This is a genomic window from Cupriavidus phytohabitans, from assembly GCF_000426345.1.
In the GTDB taxonomy this organism is placed as follows: Bacteria; Pseudomonadota; Gammaproteobacteria; order Burkholderiales; family Burkholderiaceae; genus Cupriavidus.
Genome location: NZ_AUFE01000069.1, coordinates 1 through 22,744, shown reverse-complemented (window position 1 = coordinate 22,744; position 22,744 = coordinate 1). Strand labels below are relative to the sequence as shown.

The window sequence follows — 22,744 nt, the reverse complement described above, 5'->3', positions numbered from 1 at the left end:
GCCTCTCACAGTTGGCTGCGAGGCAGGACTTCGGCGCCAAAATCCTCAGCGACAACTTGCACGCCCTATGCTGCCTTAGCGCCGCGCAGGAACATGAGATTGACTCGGACCGTCGTATCAACCGAACCTTCGCCATCACGGCTCTCAAACCTGTCCTGTCAGCGGCGCTGCTCGGCTTGCGCTGGGCCAAGGCTGCCCTGAATGAGACCTTGGCTTTGATCGCAACACGTGCCCATCGCGTGCGACCGGATCGCAACAAACCTCGTCCGCCTCGCCCAAAGCCTCATCGACATGCTGCTTATAAGGCTTGTTGATGCTTACAGTAACTTGGGTGGATTGGGCAGTCATCCCCTGTCCGGATTATTCTGCTTAATTTAATGCCCCCCCCAATGGGGGGTGCGATCACGACGCCGTGTCACCGATAACATGATTTCGGCGCAATTCCACAACACATAGGCACTTTCGCCACAGTCAAAGATATTTTTGACATGCCAGGAGGGGCGATTTGAGTAGAATGTCGCGCCGTTGTCTATTTCTCTCGTCATCCATGTATCGCCTTGCCTTCCAGTCGGAATTCGGCAGCCATCACGCCGCCGTGTTGGCCCGCTGCTGCCTGGCGGGCGCGAAGGGCAGGTATACATGAGCGCCGGATTCGCTGTCTCCAATCAGGGCGAAGTTTTGACGTTTGGTATCCGCTCGTGGTCGGCGTGGGCGGACGGACTGGAGTCACAGGACGACTGGCGAGCGTGGAGCGCAGCGCCGCACTTGCCCGCAAGGCTTGCTGAGCCGCCACCCTTGCCACAGATGGCGCCAATGCTGCGGCGCCGCCTGCCTGGAATCGGGCGCGTCGCACTGGCGTCGGCCTATGCTTGTGCGCCGAGCGCGCTCGGAATACCCGCTGTGTTTGCCTCGCGCCACGGCGATACGGGCCGGCTCGTGTCCATGCTCTCGGAATTGGCATTGGGCGATGCGCTGTCACCGACAGCCTTCGGGCTTTCGGTGCATAACGCCATCGGCGCGGTGCGATCCATCGACCTGATCGATACTGAGAACTTGGTTGCGGTGTCGGCCGGGCGCGATACTGTCGAAACCGCTGTATTGGAAGCCTGTAGCCTGCTTGCCGATGGTGCGACCGAAGTGATGCTGGTCCATTATGACGAACCTGTGGCCACGCCCTATGCCCCGTTCGAAGACGAGCCGGCCTGCCCTTTTAGCTGGGCGTGGCGTCTAGGAGCGCCGCGCGCGGGTGAGGCGTCTTTCACGCTGACGTGGTCGGCGACAGCCGAGCCAGCTGATGCTCCCCAGCAACTTCCTCACGGCCTGAACGTGCTGCAGTTCATTCTCGCCGGCAAGAGGGAACTCACGTACCGCGGTGAGCATGCCGGCTGGCGGTGGCGGCGTCATGGTTGAGAGAATGGGACGCGCTTGGCGCGTATGCGCCACCGGGCTGTGCTTTTCCTGTTTTGGGCTGGGCGGTCTGGCGCTGCGGTTGTTGGTGTTCCCGGTTCTGGCGTTGCCGCCATGGAGCGCCGCACGCCGGCAACGTGTCTGCAAGGATGCAGTCCACCATGCCTTCCAGCTGTTCCTGTGGCTGATGTGCGCGGTGGGCGTGATCCGCTATGAGGTGCGCAACGCACAGCGGCTGCAGCGCGAAGGACTGCTGATCGTGGCCAACCATCCATCGTTGATCGACGTGGTGTTCCTGATCGCGCTGACGCGCCGTGCCGACTGCGTGGTCAAGGCGGGCCTGGCCCGCAACCCGTTCACGCGCGGGCCGGTGCTGGCCACCGGCTATGTGCAGAACAATTCGGGCGCGCAGATGGTGCAGGACTGCATCGCCTCGCTGCGCGCCGGCAACAATCTCGTGATCTTTCCGGAGGGCACGCGCACCCCGGCAGACGGCAGCCTGCGGCTGCAGCGCGGCGCCGCCAACATCGCGGTGCGCGGGGGTTTTGCGCTGACGCCAGTGGTGATCCGCTGCGAGCCACCCACGCTGCGCAAGGGCGAGAAGTGGTATCGCGTACCGGTACGTAGGCCGCGCTACGTCATCGACGTGCGCGAAGACATAGACACCCGGCAGCTGGCGAAAGCCGACGCCGACGACGCCATGGCCGTACGCGAGGTCACGCTGGCGCTGACCGAATATTTTTCAGGGAGATACGCCGTGCAGGCGCTTGAGCAAGAAATCAAAGAACTGATCGTTTCGTCGCTATCGCTAGAGGAGGTTGCGCCCGCAGACATAGACAGCGAAGCACCGCTGTTCGTCGAAGGCCTCGGCCTGGATTCGATCGATGCGCTCGAACTCGGCCTGGCGCTGCAGAAGCACTATGGTGTCTCGATGAGCGGCGACAAGGAAGCCGTTCGTGCCCGTTTTGCCAGCGTTGCTACGCTGGCGGCATTTGTCACCGCGCATCGCGCCGAACAGGCTTCGGCCTGAGTACAACCTGGTATCCGATTCTTTTCAAGCTGGTAAGCATGGTCATGACCCACGACGAAATCTTTGCGCGCATTTCGGCAGTCCTGCAGGACTCCTTCGAGATTGACGCCGACCGCATCCGTCCGGAAGCCCGGCTTTATGAAGACCTGGATATTGATAGCATTGACGCGGTCGACCTGCTGGTCAAGCTCAAGCCGATGCTGGACAAGCCGCTCAAGCCCGAGCAATTCAAATCTGTGCGCACCATTCACGACGTGGTGCAGGCACTGGCGCTCCTGATCGACTCCGATTCCGCTGCGACGGCCTGATGGCGTGGCGTAACTGGGCGCTGGGTGCGCTGACGCTGTGCTACCCCGTGGCTGTCTATGTCGGTCTGCAATACTGGCCTCCGCGCACAGTGGCATTGCTGCTGGTCGCGCTGATGCTGCTCCGATTGGCCGCGGTGCGGCACGCCGGCTGGCGTCCGCTGGCGCTCATCGCCGGCGCGATCGCGCTGGTGGTGCTCGCCTCCGGCGAGGCGATGCCGCTCAAGCTCTACCCGGCGCTGGTCAACGCGGTGCTGCTGGTCGTGTTCGGCTGGAGCCTATGGCGCCCCCCCAGCGTGGTCGAGCGGCTGGCACGACTGCGCGAGCCTGACCTGCCGCAGATGGGTGTAGCCTACACACGCAAAGTCACCGCGGCGTGGTGCCTGTTCTTCTGCGGCAACGGGGCGATCGCGCTGGCCACCGCGTGCTTTGCCAGCGACCGCGTGTGGGCGCTCTATAACGGCGCTATCGCCTATGTGCTGATCGGCACGATGTTCGCGGGCGAGTGGCTGGTGCGTCGACACGTCATGACAGGGAGTCGTCATGACTGAGTGGACGGGTATCCGCGGCGCGATGGCCGCCCTTGCCCACCGTGTCGCGCAGCCCGGCGGGAATGCTGACGCCGCCCACCTGCTGGCGCGTGCGGATGCATGGCGCGTGGCCTTTGCCGCGGCGCCGGGGGAGCGTTGGGCAATTCATATCGACTCGACGCAGGAATTCGCCGCCGCCCTGTTCGGTGCCTGGCATGCAGGCAAGCACGTGGTGCTGCCCGGCGACACGCGCCCGGACACGCTGATAGCGCTGCGCGCACACACCGACGGCTGGGCCGGCGAACTGCCCCTGGGCGTGCAGCCGAGGCAGGACATCGACGGGGATGTCGGCGACTGGCCGCCGCTGTCGCCAGACGATACTGGCGTCACGCTGTTCACGTCAGGCTCCACCGGCGCTCCCGAGGCCATTCACAAGCGGCTGGCGCAGCTCGATTCTGAAACCGCCGCGCTGGAGGCCGCTTTTGGCGCACAATTGCCGCCGAACGCCCGGCTCCTGGCCACGGTGTCACACCAGCATATCTACGGACTGCTGTTCTGCGTATTGTGGCCGTTGGCGGCCGGCCGCGCGCTGCCGCAGGCGCGCCTCGCCTTCCTAGAGGAAGTCGCCGCAGCATGCGGCGATGCGCCGGTCGTGCTGGTCAGCAGCCCCGCGCACCTGCGCCGCATGCCTGAATCGCTGGACTGGTCGGCGGCTCGCGCGGCGGTGTGCGCGGTGTTCTCCTCCGGTGGGCCATTGCCGCCCGAGGCGGCGGACGACGCGCTGCGCCACCTCGGCCAATCGCCCATTGAAGTCCTCGGCAGCTCCGAAACCGGCGGCATCGCCTGGCGCCAGCGTGCGCGCCAGCAGGATCGCTGGACGGCGCTGCCCGGCGTGGCCTGGCGCCTGCAGGACGGCTTCCTGGCGGTGCGCTCGGCCCACCTGCCAACTGACGACTGGCATGTCTGCGCGGACCGCGCGCTGGCCGACGGCGAACAGGGCTTCGTGCTGGCCGGGCGCGCCGACCGCATCGCCAAGATCGAAGAGAAGCGCGTCTCGCTGACCCGCATCGAGCAGACGCTGGCGGCATCGCCGCTGGTGCAGGATGCGCGCGTGGTGTTGGTGGACCTGGATGTCGGCACGCGCGTGGCTGCCGCCGTGGTGCTGGCCGAGGCCGGAGCCGCCATGCTGACCGAGGCTGGCCGGCCCGCGCTGATCGCCGCGATGAAGGGGGCGCTGGCTAACACCGTCGATCTGCTCGCGCTGCCGCGGCGCTGGCACCTGACCACTGAGGCGCTACCCTGCAACGCGCAGGGCAAGACCACCGAAGCCATGCTGCGCGACCTGTTCCGCCAGACCCTGCCGCGCGCCGTCTGGATCGAAAGCAGCGGGAACGCTGCCGCGGCCACGCTGGACGTCAGCGAACACCTGGCGATTTTCGATGGGCATTTCCCCGGCACGCCGATCGTGCCCGGTGTGGCGCAGCTCGACTGGGTCATGGCGCTGGCTCCGCAGCGTCTGCCGGTGCCCGCACGTGAGCGTTTCCTGCGGCTGGACGTGCTGAAGTTCCAGGGCGTGATCCGCCCCGGCAGCCACGTGCGGCTGGACCTGGAATGGCTGCCGGACAAGCTGGCACTGGCATTCCGCCTGACCTCGGCAGCAGGCCCGCATGCCAGCGGCCGCATTGTCTTCAGGAGAAAGCATGGCTGACGCCGACTTCCGTCCGGTGGTACTGGTGCCGGTCTACAACCACGAACGCGCCATCGGCGCCATGGTCGATGCGATCCTGGCGCACCCGGTGCCGTGCCTGCTGGTCGACGACGGCAGCAATGCCGATTGCGCCGCCGTGCTGCGCGACCTGGCGGGACGCCCGGACGGCCGCGTCACGCTGGTCAGGCTCGAACAAAACCAGGGCAAAGGCGGGGCAGTAATGGCCGGCTTCGAGGCGGCCTGGCGCGCCGGCTATACCCACGCGTTGCAGATCGACGCGGACGGCCAGCACGATGCCGGCTGTATCCCAGCCTTCCTCACCATGGCGCAACACGACCCGATCGCAATGGTTTGCGGCAATCCGGTCTATGACGCCTCGGTGCCGCGCGCCCGGCTGATCGGACGCTATCTGACGCACTTGTGGGTCTGGGTCCATACGCTATCGTTTGCGGTGCGCGATTCGATGTGCGGGCTGCGCGTCTATCCACTGGCCGATGTGGTGCCGCTCACGCGTGCGGCGCACATCGGCCCGCGCATGGAGTTCGATATCGAGATCCTGGTGCGACTGGTCTGGCGCGGCGTGCGCATCGTCAACATCCCGACGCCGGTGACCTACCCCAGCGACGGCGTTTCGCACTTTCGCGTCTGGCGCGACAACTTGCGAATTTCGTGGATGCATACGCGTCTGTTCTTCGGCATGCTGTGGCGCCTGCCGGTACTGATGGGACGCAAGCTGGCATGAGTACCACCGCACCCGGCGCGGCGCCGCCCGCGAACCCCGGCGCCGCTCGCCACTGGAGCCGCATCGGCGAGGCTACCTGCGTGTGGGGCGTCTGGTGCCTGTACACCATCCATCGGCTGTTGGGGCGCATGGCGTTCCGCGCTGTGCTGTACCCCGTGGTCACCTATTACTGGCTCACGCACGGCGCCGCGCGCCGCGCCTCGCGGGACTACCTGCGCCGCGTACATCGCGCCACCGGCGCGCAAGATCCGCTGCCCCGCGCGCGCCATACGCTGCGCCACTTGTATGCATTCGCCGACACACTGCTCGACAAGCTGCTGGCGATTGGCGGCCGCTACGCCTTCGGTGGCGTCACGCGCGAAGGCGCCGAGGTGATGCTGCGGCAGATCGAGAGCGGCCAGGGCGGCATCATCGTCACCGCGCATATGGGCTGCTTGGAGCTGTGCCGCGTGCTGGCCCGCCATCGCGCCGGCCTGCGCCTGACGGTGCTGGTGCATACCGCGCATGCTCAACGCTTCAACCGCATCCTGACCAGGCTCGACCCGGGCTCGACGCTGCAGCTGTACCAGGTCGACGAGATCTCGCCGGCCACCGCGCAGGAGCTGTCCGACAAGGTCCGCGCCGGCGAGTTCGTTGCCATTGCCGGCGACCGAGCGCCCGCCCATGGCGGGCGCTCGGTCAGCGTGCCGTTTCTGGGCGCACCGGCGCGATTCCCCGTGGGCCCATACGTGCTGGCTGCGCTGATGGACTGCCCGCTGTTCGCGATGGGCTGCATCCGCCGCGGCGATGGCCACCTGCTGCGCTTCACCGAGCTGGCGCGCCAAGTGCGGCTGCCGCGCGCGAATCGCGCCGAGGCGCTGACCGGCTATGCCACTGCCTACGCAGACTGGCTCACACAGCTGCTCGTGCTGTCGCCGTACGACTGGTTCAACTTTTATGATTTCTGGGCCGACCCGGACAACACGCCCGGGCGCGCGCGCTGACACCGCGATCGATTCCTCACAGTGCCATGACCCCAGACCTGAGCCACGAAATCACCCTCACCCCCGCCTTTCACGACCTCGACCCGATGGACGTGGTGTGGCACGGCAACTATGTGCGCTACCTGGAGCAGGCGCGCTGCGCGCTGCTGGCGCGGTTCCAGTACGACTATCCCGCGATGCGCGATTCCGGCTATGCCTGGCCGGTAGTCGATCTGCGCCTGCGCTATGTGCGCCCGCTGGTCTACGGCCAGGCCGTGATCGTCCGCGCCACCATCGTCGAGTGGGAGAACCGGCTCAAGATCGACTACGTGCTGCGCGATGCCGCCTCCGGCGAGCGCCTGACCAAGGGCTATTCGGTGCAGGTGGCGGTGGACATGGGCACGGGGGAGATGTGCTACGAATGCCCACCGGTGCTTTGGGAACGACTAGGGGTGAAGCCATGAAGCGCCGCGCCCTGCTGGCCGCCCTCGCGGCGCTTGCCTGCCTGCCTGCGTTGCCGGTACAAGCTGCTGATACCCTCGGCGCCATCGCTGCGCGGCTGGCCGATGCGCAGGTGATGCGCGGCCGCTTCGAGCAGAAGCGCCAGCTAGCGGGCTTTACCAATCCGCTGGTTTCGCGCGGCGACTTCGTGCTCGTGCGCGAGCGCGGGCTGGCCTGGACCACGCGCGAGCCGATCGTGTCGAGCCTGCTGGTGACGCCAAAGGAACTGGTAGTGCGCGGCGCCGACGGCAAGGTGCAGCAGCGGCTCGCTGCCGACGAGCAGCCGGCGATGCGCGTGGTCGGCGAATCGATGATCGCGGTGCTGCGCGGCGACCTGTCGGCGCTGTCGAGGCGCTTTGCGCTGGATGCGAAGCTCGCTGGCAAGGACGGCTGGGCCCTGACACTAACGCCGACCGACAGCGGCATCCGGCGCGTCTTTGCCCGCATCGAGCTGAGCGGCGACCGTTTCGTGCGCAGCATCCGCCTGGAAGAAGCCGGCGGCGACACTACCCAGATACGTCTGATCGAGGCGGTGGCGGCGCCAAGGCTTTCCGCCGCGGAGGCCCAGCGTTTTGAGTGATTCGGCCAACCGTGTTCTAGTCCGTGCCCGCACCGGCCTGGCGGGCATGGCGCCGCTGGCCCGCGTGCTGGCGTTCGCCTGGCTGCTGGTCGTGCTGGCGCTGGCCTTGCACCAGTCCAGCTTCTGGCGCAGCGCGCGCATCGACACCGACGTGATGGCGCTGCTGCCCGGCAGCGAGCGCACCGCCACCGCCGACCGCGTGCTGCGCCAGCTTGCCGACGGCGTATCGCGCGAGATCATCGTGCTGGTCGGCGCGTCCGACTGGCAGCGGGCAAAGACGGCCGCGCATCGCTTCAGTCAGACCACCGACGCGCATCCCGAGCTGCTGCGCCCCGTGGACAAGATTGCATCATTCGATCTCGACGCCGCGCTGGCCTTCTACCGCCCTTGGCGCGACCACCTGCTGACCGACGCCCAGCGCGCCACGCTCGGTCGCGCCGATGCCGACACGCTGGCGCAGCAAGCGTTGGCGCGGCTGTACCAATTCTCGGCCGGCACCAGCCTGTCGAGCTGGTCGGCCGATCCGCTGGGGCTGTGGCAGGGATGGTGGCTGTCGCGCGCCGACCTGACCCGCGTGCGCGAGCGCGACGGGCTGGCGGCGTTCTCGGCCGAAGGCATGCACTGGGTGCTGCTGACCTATCGCATCAGCAAGCCAGCGTTCTCGGTCAGCGGCGATACCGACTACGGTGACCTCCTGGCCACGGCCAATACCAGCGCGCGCCAGGGACAAGATGCGGTGCGGGTGGTGATGGCCGGCATTCCGCTGCACGCCGAGGCAGCCGCGGCGCAGGCCAGCTTCGAGATGAACGTGATCGGGCTGGGCTCGCTTGCGGCGGTGCTGCTACTGGTGTGGCTGGCCTTCCGCTCGCTACGCCCGATCGTGCTGGTCGCGCTGTCACTGTTGATCGGTACCGCCGCGGCCATCTCCGTGACCAGCGCCGTGTTCGAGCGCGTCCACCTGATCACGCTGGTGTTCGGCGCCAGCTTGGTCGGCGTGGCCGAGGACTACGGCATCCATTACTTCGTGACCCGTCAGGCAGATGGCCGGCGCACGCCGGCGGGCGTGATGCGCCGCCTTCTGCCAGGCATGATGCTGGCGCTGTCGACCAGCGTGGTCGCCTACCTGGCGCTCGGCATCGCGCCGTTCCCGGGGCTCAGGCAGATGGCGCTGTTCTCTGCAGTGGGCCTAGTCGCCGCATTCCTGACGGTGGTGCTGTGGTTCCCGCTGCTGGACAGCGGCAGCCTGCGGCCGACGCGGCTGTCGGCGTGGCTGTCTGACAGCCTGGCACGCTGGCCGCGCGCCCGCGCCGATCGCCGCACGTTGCTCCTGGCTGTGGTGCTGGCCGCCTTCATCGTGCCGGGCCTACTGCAGGTGAAGGTTGTGGACGACGTGCGTCAGTTGCAAAGCTCGCCCCCCGCCTTGATCGAAGCACAGCGCACTGCCGGCCGCCTGCTCGGCAGCCCGAGCCCGGCGCAATTCCTCCTGGTGAGTGGCGCTTCCGCCGATCAGGTGCTGCAGCGCGAGGAAGCCGCCAAGACAGCGCTGGCTGGCATCATGGCGGACGGTGGCATCGACGGCTTTGTCGCGCTGTCCGACTGGGTACCCTCTGCGGCACGTCAGCGTGCTGACGCGGCGCTGGCATCGAAGCTGGAGACGCAGGTGCGCGAGCGCATCGCGCATGTGACCGGCACGGTCGCCAGCCACGCTGCCAGCACGGAAACGTCAGGATCGGACGAAGTGCTGACCTTGCCGGTGTGGCTGGCTCATCCGGTCTCTGAAGCCCTGCGCCACCTGTGGGTGGGCCGCGAAGGCAAGGACGGCAATTACGCTAGCGTGATGCTACTGCGCGGCCTGAACGACCCGAAAACCATGCCGAAGGTGCAGGCCGCTGTGGCCGGCGTGGCCGGCGTCGAATGGGTCGACCGGGTGGCGGACCTGTCCGGCTTGCTGCACCATTACCGGGTGCTGATGAGCTGGCTGCTGCTGGCCGGCGCCGCCGCGGTTTCGGTGCTGCTGGCGTGGCGCTACGGCCTCGCTGCTTGGCGCGCTTTGGTGCCGACCTTGCTGGCGGCGCTGCTCAGCGTGGCGCTGCTGGGCTGGCTACACGTGCCGCTGCAACTTTTCCCGGTGCTGGCGCTTGCGCTGCTGCTGGGCGTCGGCGTCGACTACGGCATCTTCCTGCTGGAGCATCCCGGCGATGGCGTATCGTGGACGGCGATCGTGCTGGGCGCGGCGAGTACCCTACTCGCTTTCGGTCTGTTGGCGCTGTCGTCCACGCCAGCGCTGCATGCGTTCGGCGTCACGATGCTGGCTGGTGTCGGCGCCGTGTGGGTGCTGTCGCCCTGGTTCCGGCCAACGGCGCAGCAAGGAAATTCGCATGGCGGGCACTGAGCCATGTGTTTGTACCCATCATCTCGCAGTCTTTGAGTATCAAGTGTCGAAGCATATGAAAACGGAAACCACGGATGTCGTCATCATTGGCGCGGGGCCTGCGGGCTCGGTCGCAGCGGGCTTGCTGCGCAAGCACGGGATCCCGGTGCTGGTGATCGAGAAGGAGACGTTTCCGCGCTTTTCGATCGGGGAAAGCCTGCTGCCGCAGAGCATGGCCTATATCGAAGAGGCCGGCATGCTGCGCGCGGTGGTGGAAGCGGGCTTCCAGTACAAGAACGGTGCCGCCTTCTCGCGCGGCACGCAGCAGACCGAGTTCGACTTTCGCGAGAAGTTCTCGCCCGGCTGGGGCACGACCTACCAGGTGCAGCGCGCGCGCTTTGACGACGTGCTGATCCGCGACGCCGCGCGCCAGGGCGCCGAGGTGCGCTTCTCGCACCTGGTCGAGAACGTCGATGTCAGCGGCGAGCAGCCCGAGGTCATGGTGCGCGCGCCGGACGGCAGCCAATACATGGTGCGCGCGAAGTTCCTGCTGGACGCCTCTGGCTTCGGCCGCATCCTGCCGCGCCTGCTCAAGCTGGAATCGCCGTCAGGCTTCCCGGTGCGAAGCGCGATCTTCACGCACGTGGAAGACCGCATCTCGCCCGGCGCATTCGATCGCAACAAAATCCTGATCAGCGTGCATCCCGAGCACAAGGACGTCTGGTACTGGACCATCCCCTTCTCCGACGGCCGCTGCTCGCAGGGCGTGGTGGCGGAGAAGGCGTTCCTCGACCGCTACACCGGCACCGAGACCGAGCGCCTACAGGCGCTGGTGGCCGAGGAGCCGGGCCTGAAGAAGTTGCTCGCCAACGCGCAGTGGGATACTCCCGCGCGTCAGATCGCGGGCTACTCGGCCAATGTGAAGTCGCTGTGGGGTAACGGCTATGCGCTGCTCGGCAATGCCGGCGAATTCCTCGACCCGGTGTTTTCCTCCGGCGTGACCATCGCCTTTAAGTCGGCCAGCCTCGCCGCACAGTGCCTCGTGCGTCAGCTCGCCGGCGAAGCCGTCGACTGGGAGAAGGAGTTCGCGCAGCCACTCAAGGCAGGTGTGGACTGCTTCCGCGTCTTTGTCGAAGCTTGGTACGAAGGCCGCTTCCAGAAGTTGATCTTCCATCCCAACGCCACCCCGGAAATCCGCGACATGATCTCCGCGATCCTTGCCGGCTACGCGTGGGACCGCAACAACCCCTTCGTGGCCGAACCGCGCCGCCGGCTGGCGGTGCTGGAAGAGTTCTGCAACGTCTGATGCGCCATCTTAGCTTATCCGCACTGGCGTTGTCCGCTGCCTTGGCAGCGGGCTGCGCATCGCCGGGTGCCGCTCCTCAACATGCCGCGCAGCAGGCCCGCGCCACGGCTCTGCTGCGCCTGCCCCCGGCATCGCTGCAGCGCGACCTGAAGCTGCAGCAGCACATCACCGTCGAGTTCCAGATGCAAGGCCGCACCGAGCGCCGCGAGCTGATGGCACTCCTGGAAGCCGATGCCGCGCACACACGACTCGCTGCCGTGGCCGGGGGGCAGGTGCTGGCGCGGCTTGACTGGGACGGCACGAACCTGCAGGTCTCGCGCTCACCTTGGACGCCCGCTGAACTGCAACCGGAACGCATCCTGAGCGACCTGCAGTTGTCGCTGTGGCCGGCTGACGCGATCCGGGACGCATTGCCCGCCGGATGGACCTTTGAAGTAACGCCCGCCCTGCGCCAGTTGCGTCAGGGCACCGAAACCGTTGCCGAGGTCCGCTTTCCGGATGCGGTCACCACGCTGTTCGTGCAGTACCGCGACGGCTACCGGCTGACGATCCGCAACCTGCCGGCGCAAGGCGGTGCGGCATGACGGCGTTCCTGAACAGCGTCGGCATCCGCTGCGCGCTCGGGCGCGGGCAGGACGCGGTGCGCCAAGCCATGTGGCAAGCAGATGCGCCCATTGCCGGTGAAGTCACCGACCGCTACAGCCCCGGCCGTAAGCTGCTGCTCGGTACGGTGAACGACCTTGCCGACGATGCCGCGCCGGCGCATATCGAAACGCGCCATCGCAGCCGCAACAACGCCATGCTGCTCGACGCACTGGCGCAGGTGCGCCCGGCGGTGGAGGACGAGATTGCGCGCGTCGGCCCCTTGCGCGTGGCGGTGGTGATGGGCACTAGCACCTCGGGCATACGCGAAGGCGAGCTCGCGCTGCATGGCCTGGTACGCGATGGCGCATTGCCGCAGGCCTACCACTACGGCCAGCAAGAGCTGGGCTCGCCGGCAAGCTTCCTCGCCGCAATGCTGGGAACGAAGGGCCCTGCGTACACGATTTCCACCGCATGCTCGTCGAGCGCCAAGGCTCTCGCCGCCGGTGCGCGGCTGCTGCGCCATGGGCTGGCTGATGTGGTCCTTGCCGGTGGCGTAGACACGCTATGCGCATTTACCGTCGCCGGCTTTTCCGCGCTCGAATCGGTCAGCGCGGCGCGCTGCAATCCGCTGTCGGCCAACCGCAATGGCATCAATCTTGGCGAAGGCGCGGCGCTGTTCCTGATGTCGCGTGAGCCAGGCCCGGTGCGCCTGGCCGGCTGGGGCGAATCGTCGGACGCTTACCACGTCTCCGCACCGGATCCGCTCGGTAAGGGCGCACGTCTGGCAATGCGGCAGGCGCTGGTGCGAGCGGACATCGGCGCGGATGCGATCGACTACGTGAACCTGCATGGCACCGCCACGCCAGCCAACGATGTGATGGAAGCGCATGCCGTCGCTGACGTCGTCGGCCGTGAGGTGCCGGTCAGTTCCACCAAGCCGTTGACTGGCCACACACTTGGCGCGGCCGGCGCGATAGAAGCGGCGCTGATGTGGCTCACGCTGAACGGCAATGCGCACGGCCGGCTGCCGCCGCACTGGTGGGACGGCGTGGCCGATGCCGCGCTGCCGGCGCTGCACGTCGCCGGCCCGGGTAGCGCGCTCGGACGCACCCCGCGCTACGTGATGAGCCATTCGTTCGCCTTTGGCGGCAGTAACTGCGTGCTGGTGCTTGGGGAGGGGTAACGCATGCAAAATTTATCAGCCCTGCCGCCCGTCGCCGAAGTAGTGCCCCACGGCGGCGCCATGCTGTTGCTCGATGCGCTGGTTCAGGCCGACGACAACGGCTGCGCCGCCCGTGCAACGGTGAGATCCGGACAGCTCTTCGTCGATCAGACCGGCATGCCCGGCTGGGTCGGCATCGAATACATGGCGCAGGCCATCGCCGCGTGGGCGGGTGTGCGCGACCGGCGCGCGGGACGCCCGCCAGGCATCGGCTTCCTGCTGGGTTCGCGCCGCTATGAATGCGACGTGCCAGCTTTCCCGATCGGCAGCGAACTCACCATCAGCGTGCAGGCGGAACTGATCGGCGACAACGGCCTGGGCCAGTTCGCCTGCCGGTTGGCGCTGGATGGCCGCGAGGTGGCCCACGCCAATGTCTCCGTCTTCCAGCCTGCGGATGCGCAGGCCTTTCTGCAAGGACAGTAAGCATGACCAATCCGACCGTGCTGGTCACGGGCTCGTCCCGCGGCATCGGCCGTGCCATCGCTCTGCGGCTGGCCCGCGACGGCTTTGATGTAGTGGTGCACTGCCGCTCCAGCCGCGACGAGGCTGCCTCCGTCGCCGACTCGGTGCGCGCCTGCGGCCGCAAATCCCGTGTGCTCTGTTTCGATGTGGGCCGGCGCGATGAAGCCTCCGCCATGCTGTTGGCCGATATTGCCGCGCATGGCTGCTACTACGGTGTGGTGTGCAACGCCGGCCTGGCCCGCGACGCAGCCTTCCCAGCCATGAGCGGCGCCGAGTGGGACGAGGTGATACACACCAATCTCGACGCCTTCTACAACGTGCTCAATCCGGTGGTGATGCCGATGGTGCAGCGGCGCCTGCCGGGCCGCATTGTCACGCTCTCGTCGGTGTCGGGGTTGGTCGGCAACCGCGGCCAGGCCAACTATAGCGCGGCCAAGGCCGGCATCATCGGCGCCACGAAGGCACTGGCGATCGAGTTAGCCAAGCGCGCCATCACCGTCAACTGCGTCGCGCCCGGGTTGATCGACACCGACATGGTAGAGCAGCACGTGCGCGCTGAAGCGCTGCGCATGATCCCGGCACGCCGCCTGGGCACGCCCGACGAGGTCGCGGCCACGGTGGCGTTCCTGTTGTCGCCCGACGCGGGCTATATCACGCGACAGGTGATTTCGGTCAATGGGGGGATGTTCGGGTGAAGCGCGTCGTCGTAACTGGAACCGGCGCGATTTGCGCGCTGGGCAATGACTGGGCCACGGTGCGTAGCACCCTGGAATCGGGCCGTAGCGCGGTCGGGCGCATGACGGAATGGGAAGACATTAAGGGACTGAACACCCTTCTCGGCGCGCCCGTGCCGCCTCTGGTGCTGCCGTCGCACTACACCCGCAAGCTGACGCGCTCGATGGGGAAGGTGGCGCTGATGTCCGTGCTGGCAACCGAGGCGGCGCTGCAGGACGCAGGCCTCGCGGGCGATCCGCTGCTGACGAGTGGCAAGCTCGGCGTTGCCTATGGCTCGTCCACCGGCACGCCCGAGGCGGTCGCCGACTTCGGACGCATGCGAAGCGAGCGCACCACCGAGGACATTAGTGCGACGACCTATATCCGCATGATGCCGCACACCACAGCGGTCAATATCGGCGTGTTCTTTGGCATCACCGGCCGCATTGTTACCACGTCCAGCGCCTGCACGTCCGGCAGCCAGGGCATCGGCTATGCCTACGAGGCGATCTGGAGCGGCCGCCAGGTAGCAATGCTGGCAGGCGGCGCGGAGGAACTCGACGCCACCGAAGCGGCCGTGTTCGACACGCTCTTTGCCACCAGCACCTGCAACGACAGCCCGCAGGCCACGCCGCGCCCCTTCGACAGCGCGCGCGACGGGCTGGTGCTGGGCGAAGGCGCGGGCACGCTGGTGCTGGAAGAACTGGAGCACGCGCAGGCGCGCGGCGCGCGCATCCTGGCCGAGATCCTCGGCTTCGGCACTAACAGCGACGGCGCGCACGTGACCCAGCCCAAGGCCGAGACCATGGCCGTTGCCATGCGACTGGCGCTGGAAGACGCAGGCCTCGAGCCCGGCCGCATTGGCTATGTCAATGCGCATGGCACCGCCACCGACCACGGCGACATCGCCGAATCGCACGCCACTCATGCCGTGTTTGGTCCCGGCATGCCGGTCAGCTCGCTCAAGAGCTATATGGGGCATACGCTGGGCGCCTGCGGCGCGCTGGAAGCGTGGATGACCATCGAGATGATGCGTGACGGCTGGTTTGCGCCCACCCTGAACCTCAGCACGCCGGACCCGCGCTGCGCGCCCCTCGATTACATCATGGAAACGCCGCGCCAACTCGACGCGGACTACGTGATGAGCAACAACTTCGCTTTTGGCGGGATCAACACCTCGCTGGTGTTCCGCCGTTGGGAAGACTGAAGTCCTTTCTAGATTGCCAACCAAGAATAAGGAAGATCTATGAAATCCGCTCTCTCTGTCGTTGCCATGTCGCTGTGCGCCTGCGCCTTGCTGTCGGCTCCGGCGCACGCGCGCGACACCAAGTACATGCTGCCGATCCAGGAAGTGCTCGACATGCCCGAGGCCAAGGAAAAGCTCGACGATTCCTTCCGCTTCTACCTCTCCGGCCAGAAGACCCCCAAGGTGCTGCAGCGCATGGAATCGGGTGTCTCCAACCGCAAAACCAACGGAGTTGGCAAGAGCGATGAAGACGGCTGCCGCTGGGCCGCACTGTCGGCGCTGATCGCGCTGCAGGACACGGCCAAGTCGCAGGGCGCCAATGCGGTGATCGACATTGTCAGCTACTACAAGAAGAACGAGGTCTCCAGCCCGACCGACTACGAATGCCACGCCGGCGCCGTGGTGGTGGGCGTTGCGCTCAAGGGCACCTACGCCAAGGTCGCACAGTAATGACCACGTGGCTGCGCCTGGGGAGCGTGACGGAACTTGCCGCGCAGGCGCCCGACGCGCAGTCATGGATGTCTGAAGGCGAGTTGGCGCGCTTGGCCGCGAAGCAGTCGGCGCGGCGTCGCGACCAGTTCGTCGCCGGCCGCTGGCTGGCGCGTGGGCTGCTGGCCGAAGCGTTCGGCGGCGCGCGGCGGGACTGGATACTGACGGGCGGCGCTGAGTCGCCGCCCGTGGTGTCAGGCGGCGGCGTGCCCGCCAAGCTGTCGATTTCCCACAGCGGCGACCTGGTTGCCTGCGCCGTGGGTGGCGCTGCGCTCGGACTCGATCTCGAACCCTGCCGGTCGCGCAAGGGACTGGAGGCACTGTATGGCGCCATCACCACGGACCTCGAACGTGCCACACTCGCCGACCACTCCGCTACTCCGGATCCCGTACAACAGTTTGCGCATGCGTGGACGCTGAAAGAAGCGGGACTCAAGTGCCACGGCGGTGGCTTGTTTGCCACCATGCTGGGCCACGGCCTCACGATCGAGGCGGCATCGGGCGCGCAGGACGCCAATGCCTGTACGTGGTTGCACGACAACCACGTGATCGCCCTCTGTTCTGACGAACTGCGTGCAATGATCGCATCGGGAATGCCCGTTCCCCGCTTCTGGCGGCTCGTGCCATCCGGCACCGCAACGCTGCAATGATGAATGCCTGAACCGATGTCTGAATACTTTGCGATCGATGCCGCCAACACCGCCATATCGATGGTCTTTGACGGCACGCCCCTGACGATCGAGGCGGTGGCCGCGCTGGCACGGCGCCGCGCCACAGCGGTGCTGTCCAATGCGCCGGCTTTCCGCACGCGCATCACGCGCGGCATGGCTTTCCTGGACCGCTTGCTGCAGGAGGACGGCCGCGTCTACGGCGTCACCACAGGCTATGGCGATTCGTGCGAGACCACGGTCCCGGTCGCACGCGCCTACGAACTGCCGGTGCACCTGTACACCTTCCATGGCTGCGGGCTGGGCCGGCTGCTCGACCCTGACGAGACCCGCGCCGTGCTCGTCGCCCGGCTGGCGTCGCTATGTCAGGGCTATTCGGCGGTGAGCCCCGCGCTGCTGGAGCAACTCGCCGCATTTCTCGCCCATGACGTGCTGCCGTGCATTCCCGCCGAGGGATCGGTCGGCGCCAGTGGCGACCTGACGCCGCTGTCGTATGTCGCCGCGGCACTGTGCGGCGAGCGGGAGGTGGTTTACCAAGGCCGGCGCCAGCCCGCTACTGAAGCGCTGGCCGCAATCGGACGCGGGCCGCTGCGGCTGCGCCCCAAGGAAGCGCTGGCGATCATGAATGGCACCGCGGTGATGACCGGCCTGGCATGCCTGGCGTGGCAGCGCGCCGCCAACCTGGCGAAGCTCGCCGCCACGTTGACCGCCGCCGCAGTGGTGGCGGTGGACGGCAATCCCTACCATTACGATGCGGCGCTGTTCGACGCCAAGCCGCATCCCGGCCAGAAGCGCGCCGCGCAGCGCATCCGCCAACTGCTGGGCGACACACGCGCGCCCCGCCACGCCAACCGCTTGCAGGACCGCTACTCGCTGCGCTGTGCGCCGCACGTGATCGGCGTGCTGGAAGACGCGCTCGACTGGTCGCGGAGCTGGATCGAAATCGAATTGAACAGCGCCAACGACAACCCGCTGGTCGAGCCCGACGAAGAGCGCCTTCTGCACGGTGGCCACTTTTACGGTGGGCATATCGCCTTCGCCATGGACGCGCTCAAGACCGCCGTGGCTAGCGTTGCCGACCTGATGGACCGCCAACTCGCCACGCTGGTCGATCCCCGCTACAACAACGGACTGCCGGCCAACCTGTCGGGCGCCACCGATGCCGACGCGCCGCTGAACCACGGCCTTAAGGCAGTGCAGATCGGCGTCTCCGCATGGACCGCCGAGGCCCTCAAGCTAACCATGCCCGCCACGGCGTTCTCGCGCTCGACCGAATGCCATAACCAGGATAAGGTCAGCATGGGCACCATCGCCAGCCGCGATTGCATGCGGGTACTGGAACTGAGTGAGCAGGTGGCCGCGGCGATGCTGGTCGCAGTGCGGCAAGGTCTCGCGCTGCGGCTGCGCACCGGCTACACGCTGCCGCAACCGCTGCGGCCGCTGGCCGAGCGGTTGGAAGCCGAAATCCCGCTGATCGTGCAGGACCGCGCGCTTGAACCCGAACTGCGCCGACTGCTGCAGGAGATGCGGGAGGCAAAGTGGTGAACGCCAGTTAAATTGCGCAATGAGTTCAGTCAACATCTTCTTTCTGCAAGCGATGCTGGTCGTCGCACTGCCCTACCTGCTGTGGCGCGGCGCTGGCCTGCAGTCGATGTTCCCACTAGTCTGCGTGCAGGTGTTGGCCGGCATCCTGCTCGGCCCGTCGGTGTTCGGGCAACTCGCACCGCAAGGCTGGACCGCCCTGTTCGGGCCCGACCACCTGCCGATGCTGTCCGGGCTGCAGTGGCTGGCGGTGACGCTGTTCTGCTTCCTGACAGGCCTGCACCTGCGCGAGGACAGCATGCCCGCGCACTGGCGTGCAACCGTGCAGATTTCGCTGGGTAGCATCGCTGTGCCCTTCGCGCTTGGCGCCGCGGCCGGATGGTGGATGATCGGGGCCGGCTGGCCAGTGGGCGGCGAACGCACCGATCCTTACTGGTTTGCCTGCGCCATGGGCATCTGCACTGCCGTCACTGCGCTGCCGGTGCTGGGCGCGGTACTGCGCGAGATGCGGCTGACCAGCACGCCGCTGGGTCAGCTGGCGCTGCGCTGCGCGGCGGTCAACGATGCCTGGGTGTGGCTGTTCCTGACGGTGGTACTGCTGCAGCACGGCGGCAATGACGGCGCCGTCACCGTGGCCGTGCGTGCCGGGGCCTATGTGGCGTTCATGTTCCTCGCGGTGCGTCCCGCGTTGACCTGGCTGATGCGCGGCCGGACGCCGGAGACCGAGCTGCTGCTCGCGCTGGCGATGTTCCTTGTGCTGGCGTCAGCCTTCCTGGGCGAGTTGGCCGGGCTGCACCACGTGATGGGCGGCTTCGTGGCCGGGCTGGTGTGGCCCGCGCGCGAGGCCCAGCGCGTGCGCCAACAACTCGAACCGGTGACTGTGGTAGTGTTGCTGCCCTTCTTCTTCCTCGCCGCCGGGCTGCGCACGGAAATCTCGCTGCACAACCCCATGGCGTTGCTGATCGCGGCAGTGTCGCTGGCAATCGCCATCGCAGGCAAGATGGCGGGCGTGGCGGTTCCTGCACGGCGCGCGGGCATGGCGTGGTCCGACGCGCTCGCTCTGGGCGCACTGCTGCAGACCAAGGGGCTGGTCGAAGTGGTTGTACTGACCGTTCTGCTGGATGCGCACATCATCAGCACGACGGCGTTTTCTGGACTGTTGCTAATGGCGTTGAGCAGTACGCTGCTGGCAAGGCCGCTGACAACATGGGTGGCCGCGAAAGCGGGCAAGGAGAAATATCTGCGAGCAAGCGGCACTTAGAAATGCATTAAAAGGGCGTGTCTTGCACTGGGACGCCGTCTTGTACCTTGCATCTTTGGTTGTTTGCTGAGCAAGGGAAGCAAGCGCGCAATACAAGTAGAATCGGAACACTCCATTATGACCTCCATGCAAAAGAGTCTGTGGTGGTACAAGCTGTGTTGGATACTGCTAGTGTCGACCCTCGCCGTCGCCTTACTGCATGCGCCTGGGTCGGTAACATACGTTCTGTGTGTCGCCACAGCGCTGGCGGGTGGAGCCTCAGCGGCCTATCTCGAACGGGTCAAGGCGACGATCTTGACCGACTTCATTTGGTTCCTTACCCCGGCCGCACTGTTACTATTTCCGCTTGCACTGTGCGTACCGGCAAGCGTACCGGGGGGCGTGGTGGTCGCTTCCATTCCAGCTTGACGAGCACTATTCCGGAAGAGACTCATGGTGTAATAGCTTGGGCCGCAGTACGGCTGTGGACTGTCAAATAGTTCGTGCCCTGAGCAGAATGACCAGTCATCGCCCCCTGGGCTTGCGTCTCGGGTGTTGGCCGACCTCTTTGCGGCCCAATTCATTGCACCATTCGATAGCCGCCGCTTTGATAATTTCATGATGATGAAGTATTCGGCTTGGCACAGGTCCGCCGGCTCTCTCGTTGGTTTGCACAAATCTGCTCCCTGATTTTTGCAAAATCTTGTTCCTAGCCCCATGAGCCCGGCTAATGGGCACGACTGCGAGGCGGCAAGCGTATTGCGGTAGCCCCCTCCCACCTCGTCCGCGTGGCCCCGACTTGGCACCGTGATCGCGCGGCAACCCCGGACGGCAACCGTTCCCTGCTTCGCAAGCTGTAGTGCGCCGGCCAGCTACGGATCGAGCCGTTGGCAAAGGAACAAAATTACTCAAAACGTCGGCCGGAGGAACAATCTTCAGCAAAATTCCTTGGCATAAAATTGTTCCCGGCGCCTCGGAAACGGCCACCTGGCGGGCGACCAGCAGGAACAATATTGTGCAAACGGACGGCGTCCGTCGGTTTGCAGAATATTGTTCCCGGATTTTGCAAAATCTTGTTCCTGGCCCCATGAGCCCTGCTAATGGGCAGGACTGCGAGGCGGCCAGCGTATGGCGGTAGCTCCCTCCCCCCGTCCGCGTGGCCCGGACTTGGCACCGTGATCGCGCGGCAACCCGGGACGGCAACCGTTCTCGGCTTCGCAAGCCGTAGCGCGCCGGCCAGCAACGGATCGAGTCGTTGGCAAAGGAACAAAATTACTCAAAACGTCGGCCGGAGGAACAATGTTCAGCAAAATTCCTTGGCATAAAATTGTTCCCAGCGCCTCGGAAACGGCCAACTGGCGGGCGACCAGCAGAAACAATATTGTGCAAACCGACGTTCGTCGAGGAAAGACACAAAGTTGCTTCGAGTGTCCCGACTGGAGAACAATTTCCTGCAAAGCCGCCGCAGGCAGGCAGCAGGGGCGATCTTGTTCCTGGCCGGTACGGTAGATGACACGCTACGCACTGGGCGATGAGTGGGAACAGAACCAGGCAAACTAACGGCCTTCCCGAGCAGTTATTAGACCTCAAGATCGTCCGTTGCGGACCGTTAATACGCAGCGAGATAATAACCTCGAATTGACGATTGATGGAGGAATCTTTGGATATCCTTATAAGGATGCTGCTTGGTCTTGTGCTGTCCGGCGTTTGTGGGCAGGCGCTTGCGGAAAACAACAGGGTGCCCTTGGCGCCCCAAGATAGATTGGTATTACAACAAGCCTTTTCTAAAATCCACTGGACGCCGCAAATTGGGAAGTCGATTGATGGTCGCCCAGTAGTTTTGGGGGCTGTACTTTTCGATGGAACTGAAAACGACCGATTGCACGTACCGAACGGGGAGCGTCAAACCGTGGTCGGCCATATCCACGACCGGCTCCAAACCAACAACTCCCTGGATTTTCTCAAATACTACGCTGGAGTCGGGACCCAATCCAATCCGCTCGTCGCATACGCCGACGCCGCCATCGGATTCAGCCTGCGAAGCCGCGTAGACCGCGCATTGGATGACGTTCTGCGCGAGATATCAAGGGCTCAAGAAAACCGCCCGGACGCGGATGTCCGACTATTCATTTCAGGTTTCTCTCGTGGCGGTGCGGCCGCTCGGCATTTTATGAATTTGCTTGAGAAGCGCTGGGCAGTGGAGAAGCGAGGCGGACCGTCGCCACGTATTTATGCGCTTGTTTTCGACACTGTTGCAACTGGACAGCGGAGAAAATTGGATCTCCAAGTGCCGCAATCTGCCGACCTATTTTATCATTTTGTGTCACTTGACGAGCGACGGATAGCATTTCCTCCTATCGTCGACGTTTCAAAAGATCTCGAACCGGACCGAATAGTAACTATCACTATTCCGGGCGCCCATTCTGACGTTGGAGGCTCTTATGCCTCCGGCATTGGCACAGAGTACCTTGCCAACATTGATTCCTTGTTAGCAGCGATGGGGCTTATACCCTTTCAATGCTTCAGCACCGGCGATGACCCACGCGCCAAAGGAAAAAACGATTCGCGCTGGCTAATTGACAAGATGCTTGGTATCGGTGCTCCAAATACAGTGGATGCTCGTGCTAGCAGGAAGATAGAGCTCGTGGAGTCAACACCTGTGCCAATCGATTTTGGTGGCGATTGGGTCGCGCGAATGCGCGAGCTGCAGTATACCAACGGATTATCCATCGCTAGATGCGTACATAGTCCGGCCTGCAGAATGTTGAAGGGTAAGGCGCAGCAAGGCGTCGGAAGAATTGTGCTGCGTGCAGAACCAATCCACCCAAGTTACTGTAAGCATCAACAAGCCTTATAAGCGGCATGTCGATGAGGCTTTGGGCGAGGCGGACGAGGTTTGTTGCGATCCGGTCGCACGCGATGGGCACGTGTTGCGATCAAAGCCAAGGTCTCATTCAGGGCAGCCTTGGCCCAGCGCAAGCCGAGCAGCGCCGCTGACAGGACAGGTTTGAGAGCCGTGATGGCGAAGGTTCGGTTGATACGACGGTCCGAGTCAATCTCATGTTCCTGCGCGGCGCTGAGGCAGCATAGGGCGTGCAAGTTGTCGCTGAGGATTTTGGCGCCGAAGTCCTGCC

The 22,744-nt window shown here is 65.4% G+C and carries 21 protein-coding genes and 3 pseudogenes; 23 read left to right on the top strand and 1 reads right to left on the bottom strand.

Annotated elements, in window-relative coordinates; all coding sequences use genetic code 11:
• From K309_RS43295 to K309_RS40575, 23 genes and pseudogenes are all read left to right on the top strand, one after another.
• A pseudogene (locus K309_RS43295) lies at window positions 1-314 on the top strand (IS4 family transposase); the annotation flags it as partial.
• Window positions 315-639: 325 nt separating this feature from the next.
• On the top strand, window positions 640-1,410 hold the full coding sequence (locus K309_RS0129060; RefSeq protein ID WP_051320673.1) for a beta-ketoacyl synthase chain length factor: 771 nt from the start codon (window positions 640-642) through the stop codon (window positions 1,408-1,410).
• Window positions 1,379-1,915: pseudogene (locus K309_RS37800) on the top strand (lysophospholipid acyltransferase family protein); the annotation flags it as partial. The gene K309_RS0129060 and the pseudogene K309_RS37800, both read left to right, overlap by 32 nt.
• Before the next feature lie 249 nt (window positions 1,916-2,164).
• Window positions 2,165-2,437, top strand: coding sequence for a phosphopantetheine-binding protein (locus K309_RS42585; RefSeq protein ID WP_198030874.1), 273 nt, complete (start codon window positions 2,165-2,167; stop codon window positions 2,435-2,437).
• A 44-nt stretch (window positions 2,438-2,481) separates the two neighbouring features.
• A complete protein-coding gene (locus K309_RS0129050) occupies window positions 2,482-2,745 on the top strand; it encodes an acyl carrier protein (RefSeq protein WP_029049631.1) in 264 nt (87 codons plus the stop codon).
• Window positions 2,745-3,293, top strand: a complete 549-nt coding sequence (locus K309_RS0129045) for a COG4648 family protein (protein ID WP_029049630.1) — start codon at window positions 2,745-2,747, stop codon at window positions 3,291-3,293. Before K309_RS0129050 ends, K309_RS0129045 begins: the two co-directional genes overlap by 1 nt.
• On the top strand, window positions 3,286-4,980 hold the full coding sequence (locus K309_RS0129040; RefSeq protein WP_029049629.1) for an ApeI family dehydratase: 1,695 nt from the start codon (window positions 3,286-3,288) through the stop codon (window positions 4,978-4,980). The genes K309_RS0129045 and K309_RS0129040 overlap by 8 nt, the downstream gene beginning before the upstream one ends.
• Window positions 4,973-5,722, top strand: a complete 750-nt coding sequence (locus K309_RS0129035) for a glycosyltransferase family 2 protein (protein ID WP_029049628.1) — start codon at window positions 4,973-4,975, stop codon at window positions 5,720-5,722. The genes K309_RS0129040 and K309_RS0129035 overlap by 8 nt, the downstream gene beginning before the upstream one ends.
• Window positions 5,719-6,705 (top strand): lysophospholipid acyltransferase family protein, encoded by a 987-nt coding sequence (locus K309_RS37795; protein WP_051320671.1) that lies wholly within the window; start codon window positions 5,719-5,721, stop codon window positions 6,703-6,705. Before K309_RS0129035 ends, K309_RS37795 begins: the two co-directional genes overlap by 4 nt.
• A 26-nt stretch (window positions 6,706-6,731) precedes the next feature.
• Window positions 6,732-7,148 carry an acyl-CoA thioesterase gene (locus tag K309_RS0129025; protein ID WP_029049627.1) on the top strand — a complete coding sequence of 139 codons (417 nt, stop codon included), beginning with the start codon at window positions 6,732-6,734 and terminating at the stop codon, window positions 7,146-7,148.
• Window positions 7,145-7,765, top strand: a complete 621-nt coding sequence (locus tag K309_RS0129020) for an outer membrane lipoprotein carrier protein LolA (protein ID WP_029049626.1) — start codon at window positions 7,145-7,147, stop codon at window positions 7,763-7,765. The genes K309_RS0129025 and K309_RS0129020 overlap by 4 nt, the downstream gene beginning before the upstream one ends.
• Window positions 7,758-10,157 (top strand): MMPL family transporter, encoded by a 2,400-nt coding sequence (locus tag K309_RS0129015; RefSeq protein ID WP_232232536.1) that lies wholly within the window; start codon window positions 7,758-7,760, stop codon window positions 10,155-10,157. Before K309_RS0129020 ends, K309_RS0129015 begins: the two co-directional genes overlap by 8 nt.
• Before the next feature lie 55 nt (window positions 10,158-10,212).
• Window positions 10,213-11,442 (top strand): NAD(P)/FAD-dependent oxidoreductase, encoded by a 1,230-nt coding sequence (locus tag K309_RS0129010; RefSeq protein ID WP_029049624.1) that lies wholly within the window; start codon window positions 10,213-10,215, stop codon window positions 11,440-11,442.
• Window positions 11,442-12,026, top strand: a complete 585-nt coding sequence (locus K309_RS0129005) for a DUF3261 domain-containing protein (RefSeq protein WP_029049623.1) — start codon at window positions 11,442-11,444, stop codon at window positions 12,024-12,026. The genes K309_RS0129010 and K309_RS0129005 overlap by 1 nt, the downstream gene beginning before the upstream one ends.
• Window positions 12,023-13,210: a beta-ketoacyl-ACP synthase gene (locus tag K309_RS0129000; protein WP_029049622.1), complete on the top strand. Its 1,188-nt coding sequence runs from the start codon at window positions 12,023-12,025 to the stop codon at window positions 13,208-13,210. Before K309_RS0129005 ends, K309_RS0129000 begins: the two co-directional genes overlap by 4 nt.
• A 3-nt stretch (window positions 13,211-13,213) precedes the next feature.
• On the top strand, window positions 13,214-13,672 hold the full coding sequence (locus K309_RS0128995; RefSeq protein WP_029049621.1) for a hotdog family protein: 459 nt from the start codon (window positions 13,214-13,216) through the stop codon (window positions 13,670-13,672).
• Between the two features lie 2 nt (window positions 13,673-13,674).
• A complete protein-coding gene (gene fabG / locus K309_RS0128990) occupies window positions 13,675-14,406 on the top strand; it encodes a 3-oxoacyl-ACP reductase FabG (RefSeq protein WP_029049620.1) in 732 nt (243 codons plus the stop codon).
• Complete coding sequence (locus tag K309_RS0128985; protein ID WP_029049619.1) at window positions 14,403-15,632, top strand: beta-ketoacyl-ACP synthase; 1,230 nt, start codon at window positions 14,403-14,405, stop codon at window positions 15,630-15,632. Before fabG ends, K309_RS0128985 begins: the two co-directional genes overlap by 4 nt.
• Window positions 15,633-15,671: 39 nt before the next feature.
• The gene (locus tag K309_RS0128980; protein WP_029049618.1) at window positions 15,672-16,121 is read left to right on the top strand and encodes a hypothetical protein; all 450 of its coding nucleotides are present in this window, start codon (window positions 15,672-15,674) and stop codon (window positions 16,119-16,121) included.
• A complete protein-coding gene (locus K309_RS0128975) occupies window positions 16,121-16,810 on the top strand; it encodes a 4'-phosphopantetheinyl transferase family protein (RefSeq protein WP_029049617.1) in 690 nt (229 codons plus the stop codon). Before K309_RS0128980 ends, K309_RS0128975 begins: the two co-directional genes overlap by 1 nt.
• 15 nt (window positions 16,811-16,825) lie before the next feature.
• Window positions 16,826-18,373, top strand: a complete 1,548-nt coding sequence (locus tag K309_RS0128970) for an HAL/PAL/TAL family ammonia-lyase (RefSeq protein WP_084402597.1) — start codon at window positions 16,826-16,828, stop codon at window positions 18,371-18,373.
• A gap of 19 nt (window positions 18,374-18,392) precedes the next feature.
• A complete protein-coding gene (locus K309_RS0128965; protein WP_029049615.1) occupies window positions 18,393-19,631 on the top strand; it encodes a cation:proton antiporter in 1,239 nt (412 codons plus the stop codon).
• A 1,627-nt stretch (window positions 19,632-21,258) separates the two neighbouring features.
• A complete protein-coding gene (locus K309_RS40575; RefSeq protein WP_084402595.1) occupies window positions 21,259-22,467 on the top strand; it encodes a T6SS phospholipase effector Tle1-like catalytic domain-containing protein in 1,209 nt (402 codons plus the stop codon).
• Here the strand turns inward: K309_RS40575 and K309_RS43290 are convergent.
• Window positions 22,452-22,744, bottom strand: a pseudogene (locus K309_RS43290) (IS4 family transposase); the annotation flags it as partial. The gene K309_RS40575 and the pseudogene K309_RS43290 sit on opposite strands and share 16 nt — an antisense overlap.

What these genes read in the sequence shown, in the direction of transcription:
- K309_RS0129060 (WP_051320673.1), top strand. Translation starts at nt 640, where the DNA reads ATGAGCGCCGGATTCGCTGTCTCCAATCAGGGCGAAGTTTTGACGTTT.
- K309_RS0129050 (WP_029049631.1), top strand. Translation starts at nt 2,482, where the DNA reads ATGACCCACGACGAAATCTTTGCGCGCATTTCGGCAGTCCTGCAGGAC.
- K309_RS0129045 (WP_029049630.1), top strand. Translation starts at nt 2,745, where the DNA reads ATGGCGTGGCGTAACTGGGCGCTGGGTGCGCTGACGCTGTGCTACCCC.
- K309_RS0129040 (WP_029049629.1), top strand. Translation starts at nt 3,286, where the DNA reads ATGACTGAGTGGACGGGTATCCGCGGCGCGATGGCCGCCCTTGCCCAC.
- K309_RS0129035 (WP_029049628.1), top strand. Translation starts at nt 4,973, where the DNA reads ATGGCTGACGCCGACTTCCGTCCGGTGGTACTGGTGCCGGTCTACAAC.
- K309_RS37795 (WP_051320671.1), top strand. Translation starts at nt 5,719, where the DNA reads ATGAGTACCACCGCACCCGGCGCGGCGCCGCCCGCGAACCCCGGCGCC.
- K309_RS0129025 (WP_029049627.1), top strand. Translation starts at nt 6,732, where the DNA reads ATGACCCCAGACCTGAGCCACGAAATCACCCTCACCCCCGCCTTTCAC.
- K309_RS0129020 (WP_029049626.1), top strand. Translation starts at nt 7,145, where the DNA reads ATGAAGCGCCGCGCCCTGCTGGCCGCCCTCGCGGCGCTTGCCTGCCTG.
- K309_RS0129010 (WP_029049624.1), top strand. Translation starts at nt 10,213, where the DNA reads ATGAAAACGGAAACCACGGATGTCGTCATCATTGGCGCGGGGCCTGCG.
- K309_RS0129005 (WP_029049623.1), top strand. Translation starts at nt 11,442, where the DNA reads ATGCGCCATCTTAGCTTATCCGCACTGGCGTTGTCCGCTGCCTTGGCA.
- K309_RS0129000 (WP_029049622.1), top strand. Translation starts at nt 12,023, where the DNA reads ATGACGGCGTTCCTGAACAGCGTCGGCATCCGCTGCGCGCTCGGGCGC.
- K309_RS0128995 (WP_029049621.1), top strand. Translation starts at nt 13,214, where the DNA reads ATGCAAAATTTATCAGCCCTGCCGCCCGTCGCCGAAGTAGTGCCCCAC.
- fabG (WP_029049620.1), top strand. Translation starts at nt 13,675, where the DNA reads ATGACCAATCCGACCGTGCTGGTCACGGGCTCGTCCCGCGGCATCGGC.
- K309_RS0128980 (WP_029049618.1), top strand. Translation starts at nt 15,672, where the DNA reads ATGAAATCCGCTCTCTCTGTCGTTGCCATGTCGCTGTGCGCCTGCGCC.
- K309_RS0128975 (WP_029049617.1), top strand. Translation starts at nt 16,121, where the DNA reads ATGACCACGTGGCTGCGCCTGGGGAGCGTGACGGAACTTGCCGCGCAG.
- K309_RS0128970 (WP_084402597.1), top strand. Translation starts at nt 16,826, where the DNA reads ATGTCTGAATACTTTGCGATCGATGCCGCCAACACCGCCATATCGATG.
- K309_RS0128965 (WP_029049615.1), top strand. Translation starts at nt 18,393, where the DNA reads ATGAGTTCAGTCAACATCTTCTTTCTGCAAGCGATGCTGGTCGTCGCA.
- K309_RS40575 (WP_084402595.1), top strand. Translation starts at nt 21,259, where the DNA reads ATGGAGGAATCTTTGGATATCCTTATAAGGATGCTGCTTGGTCTTGTG.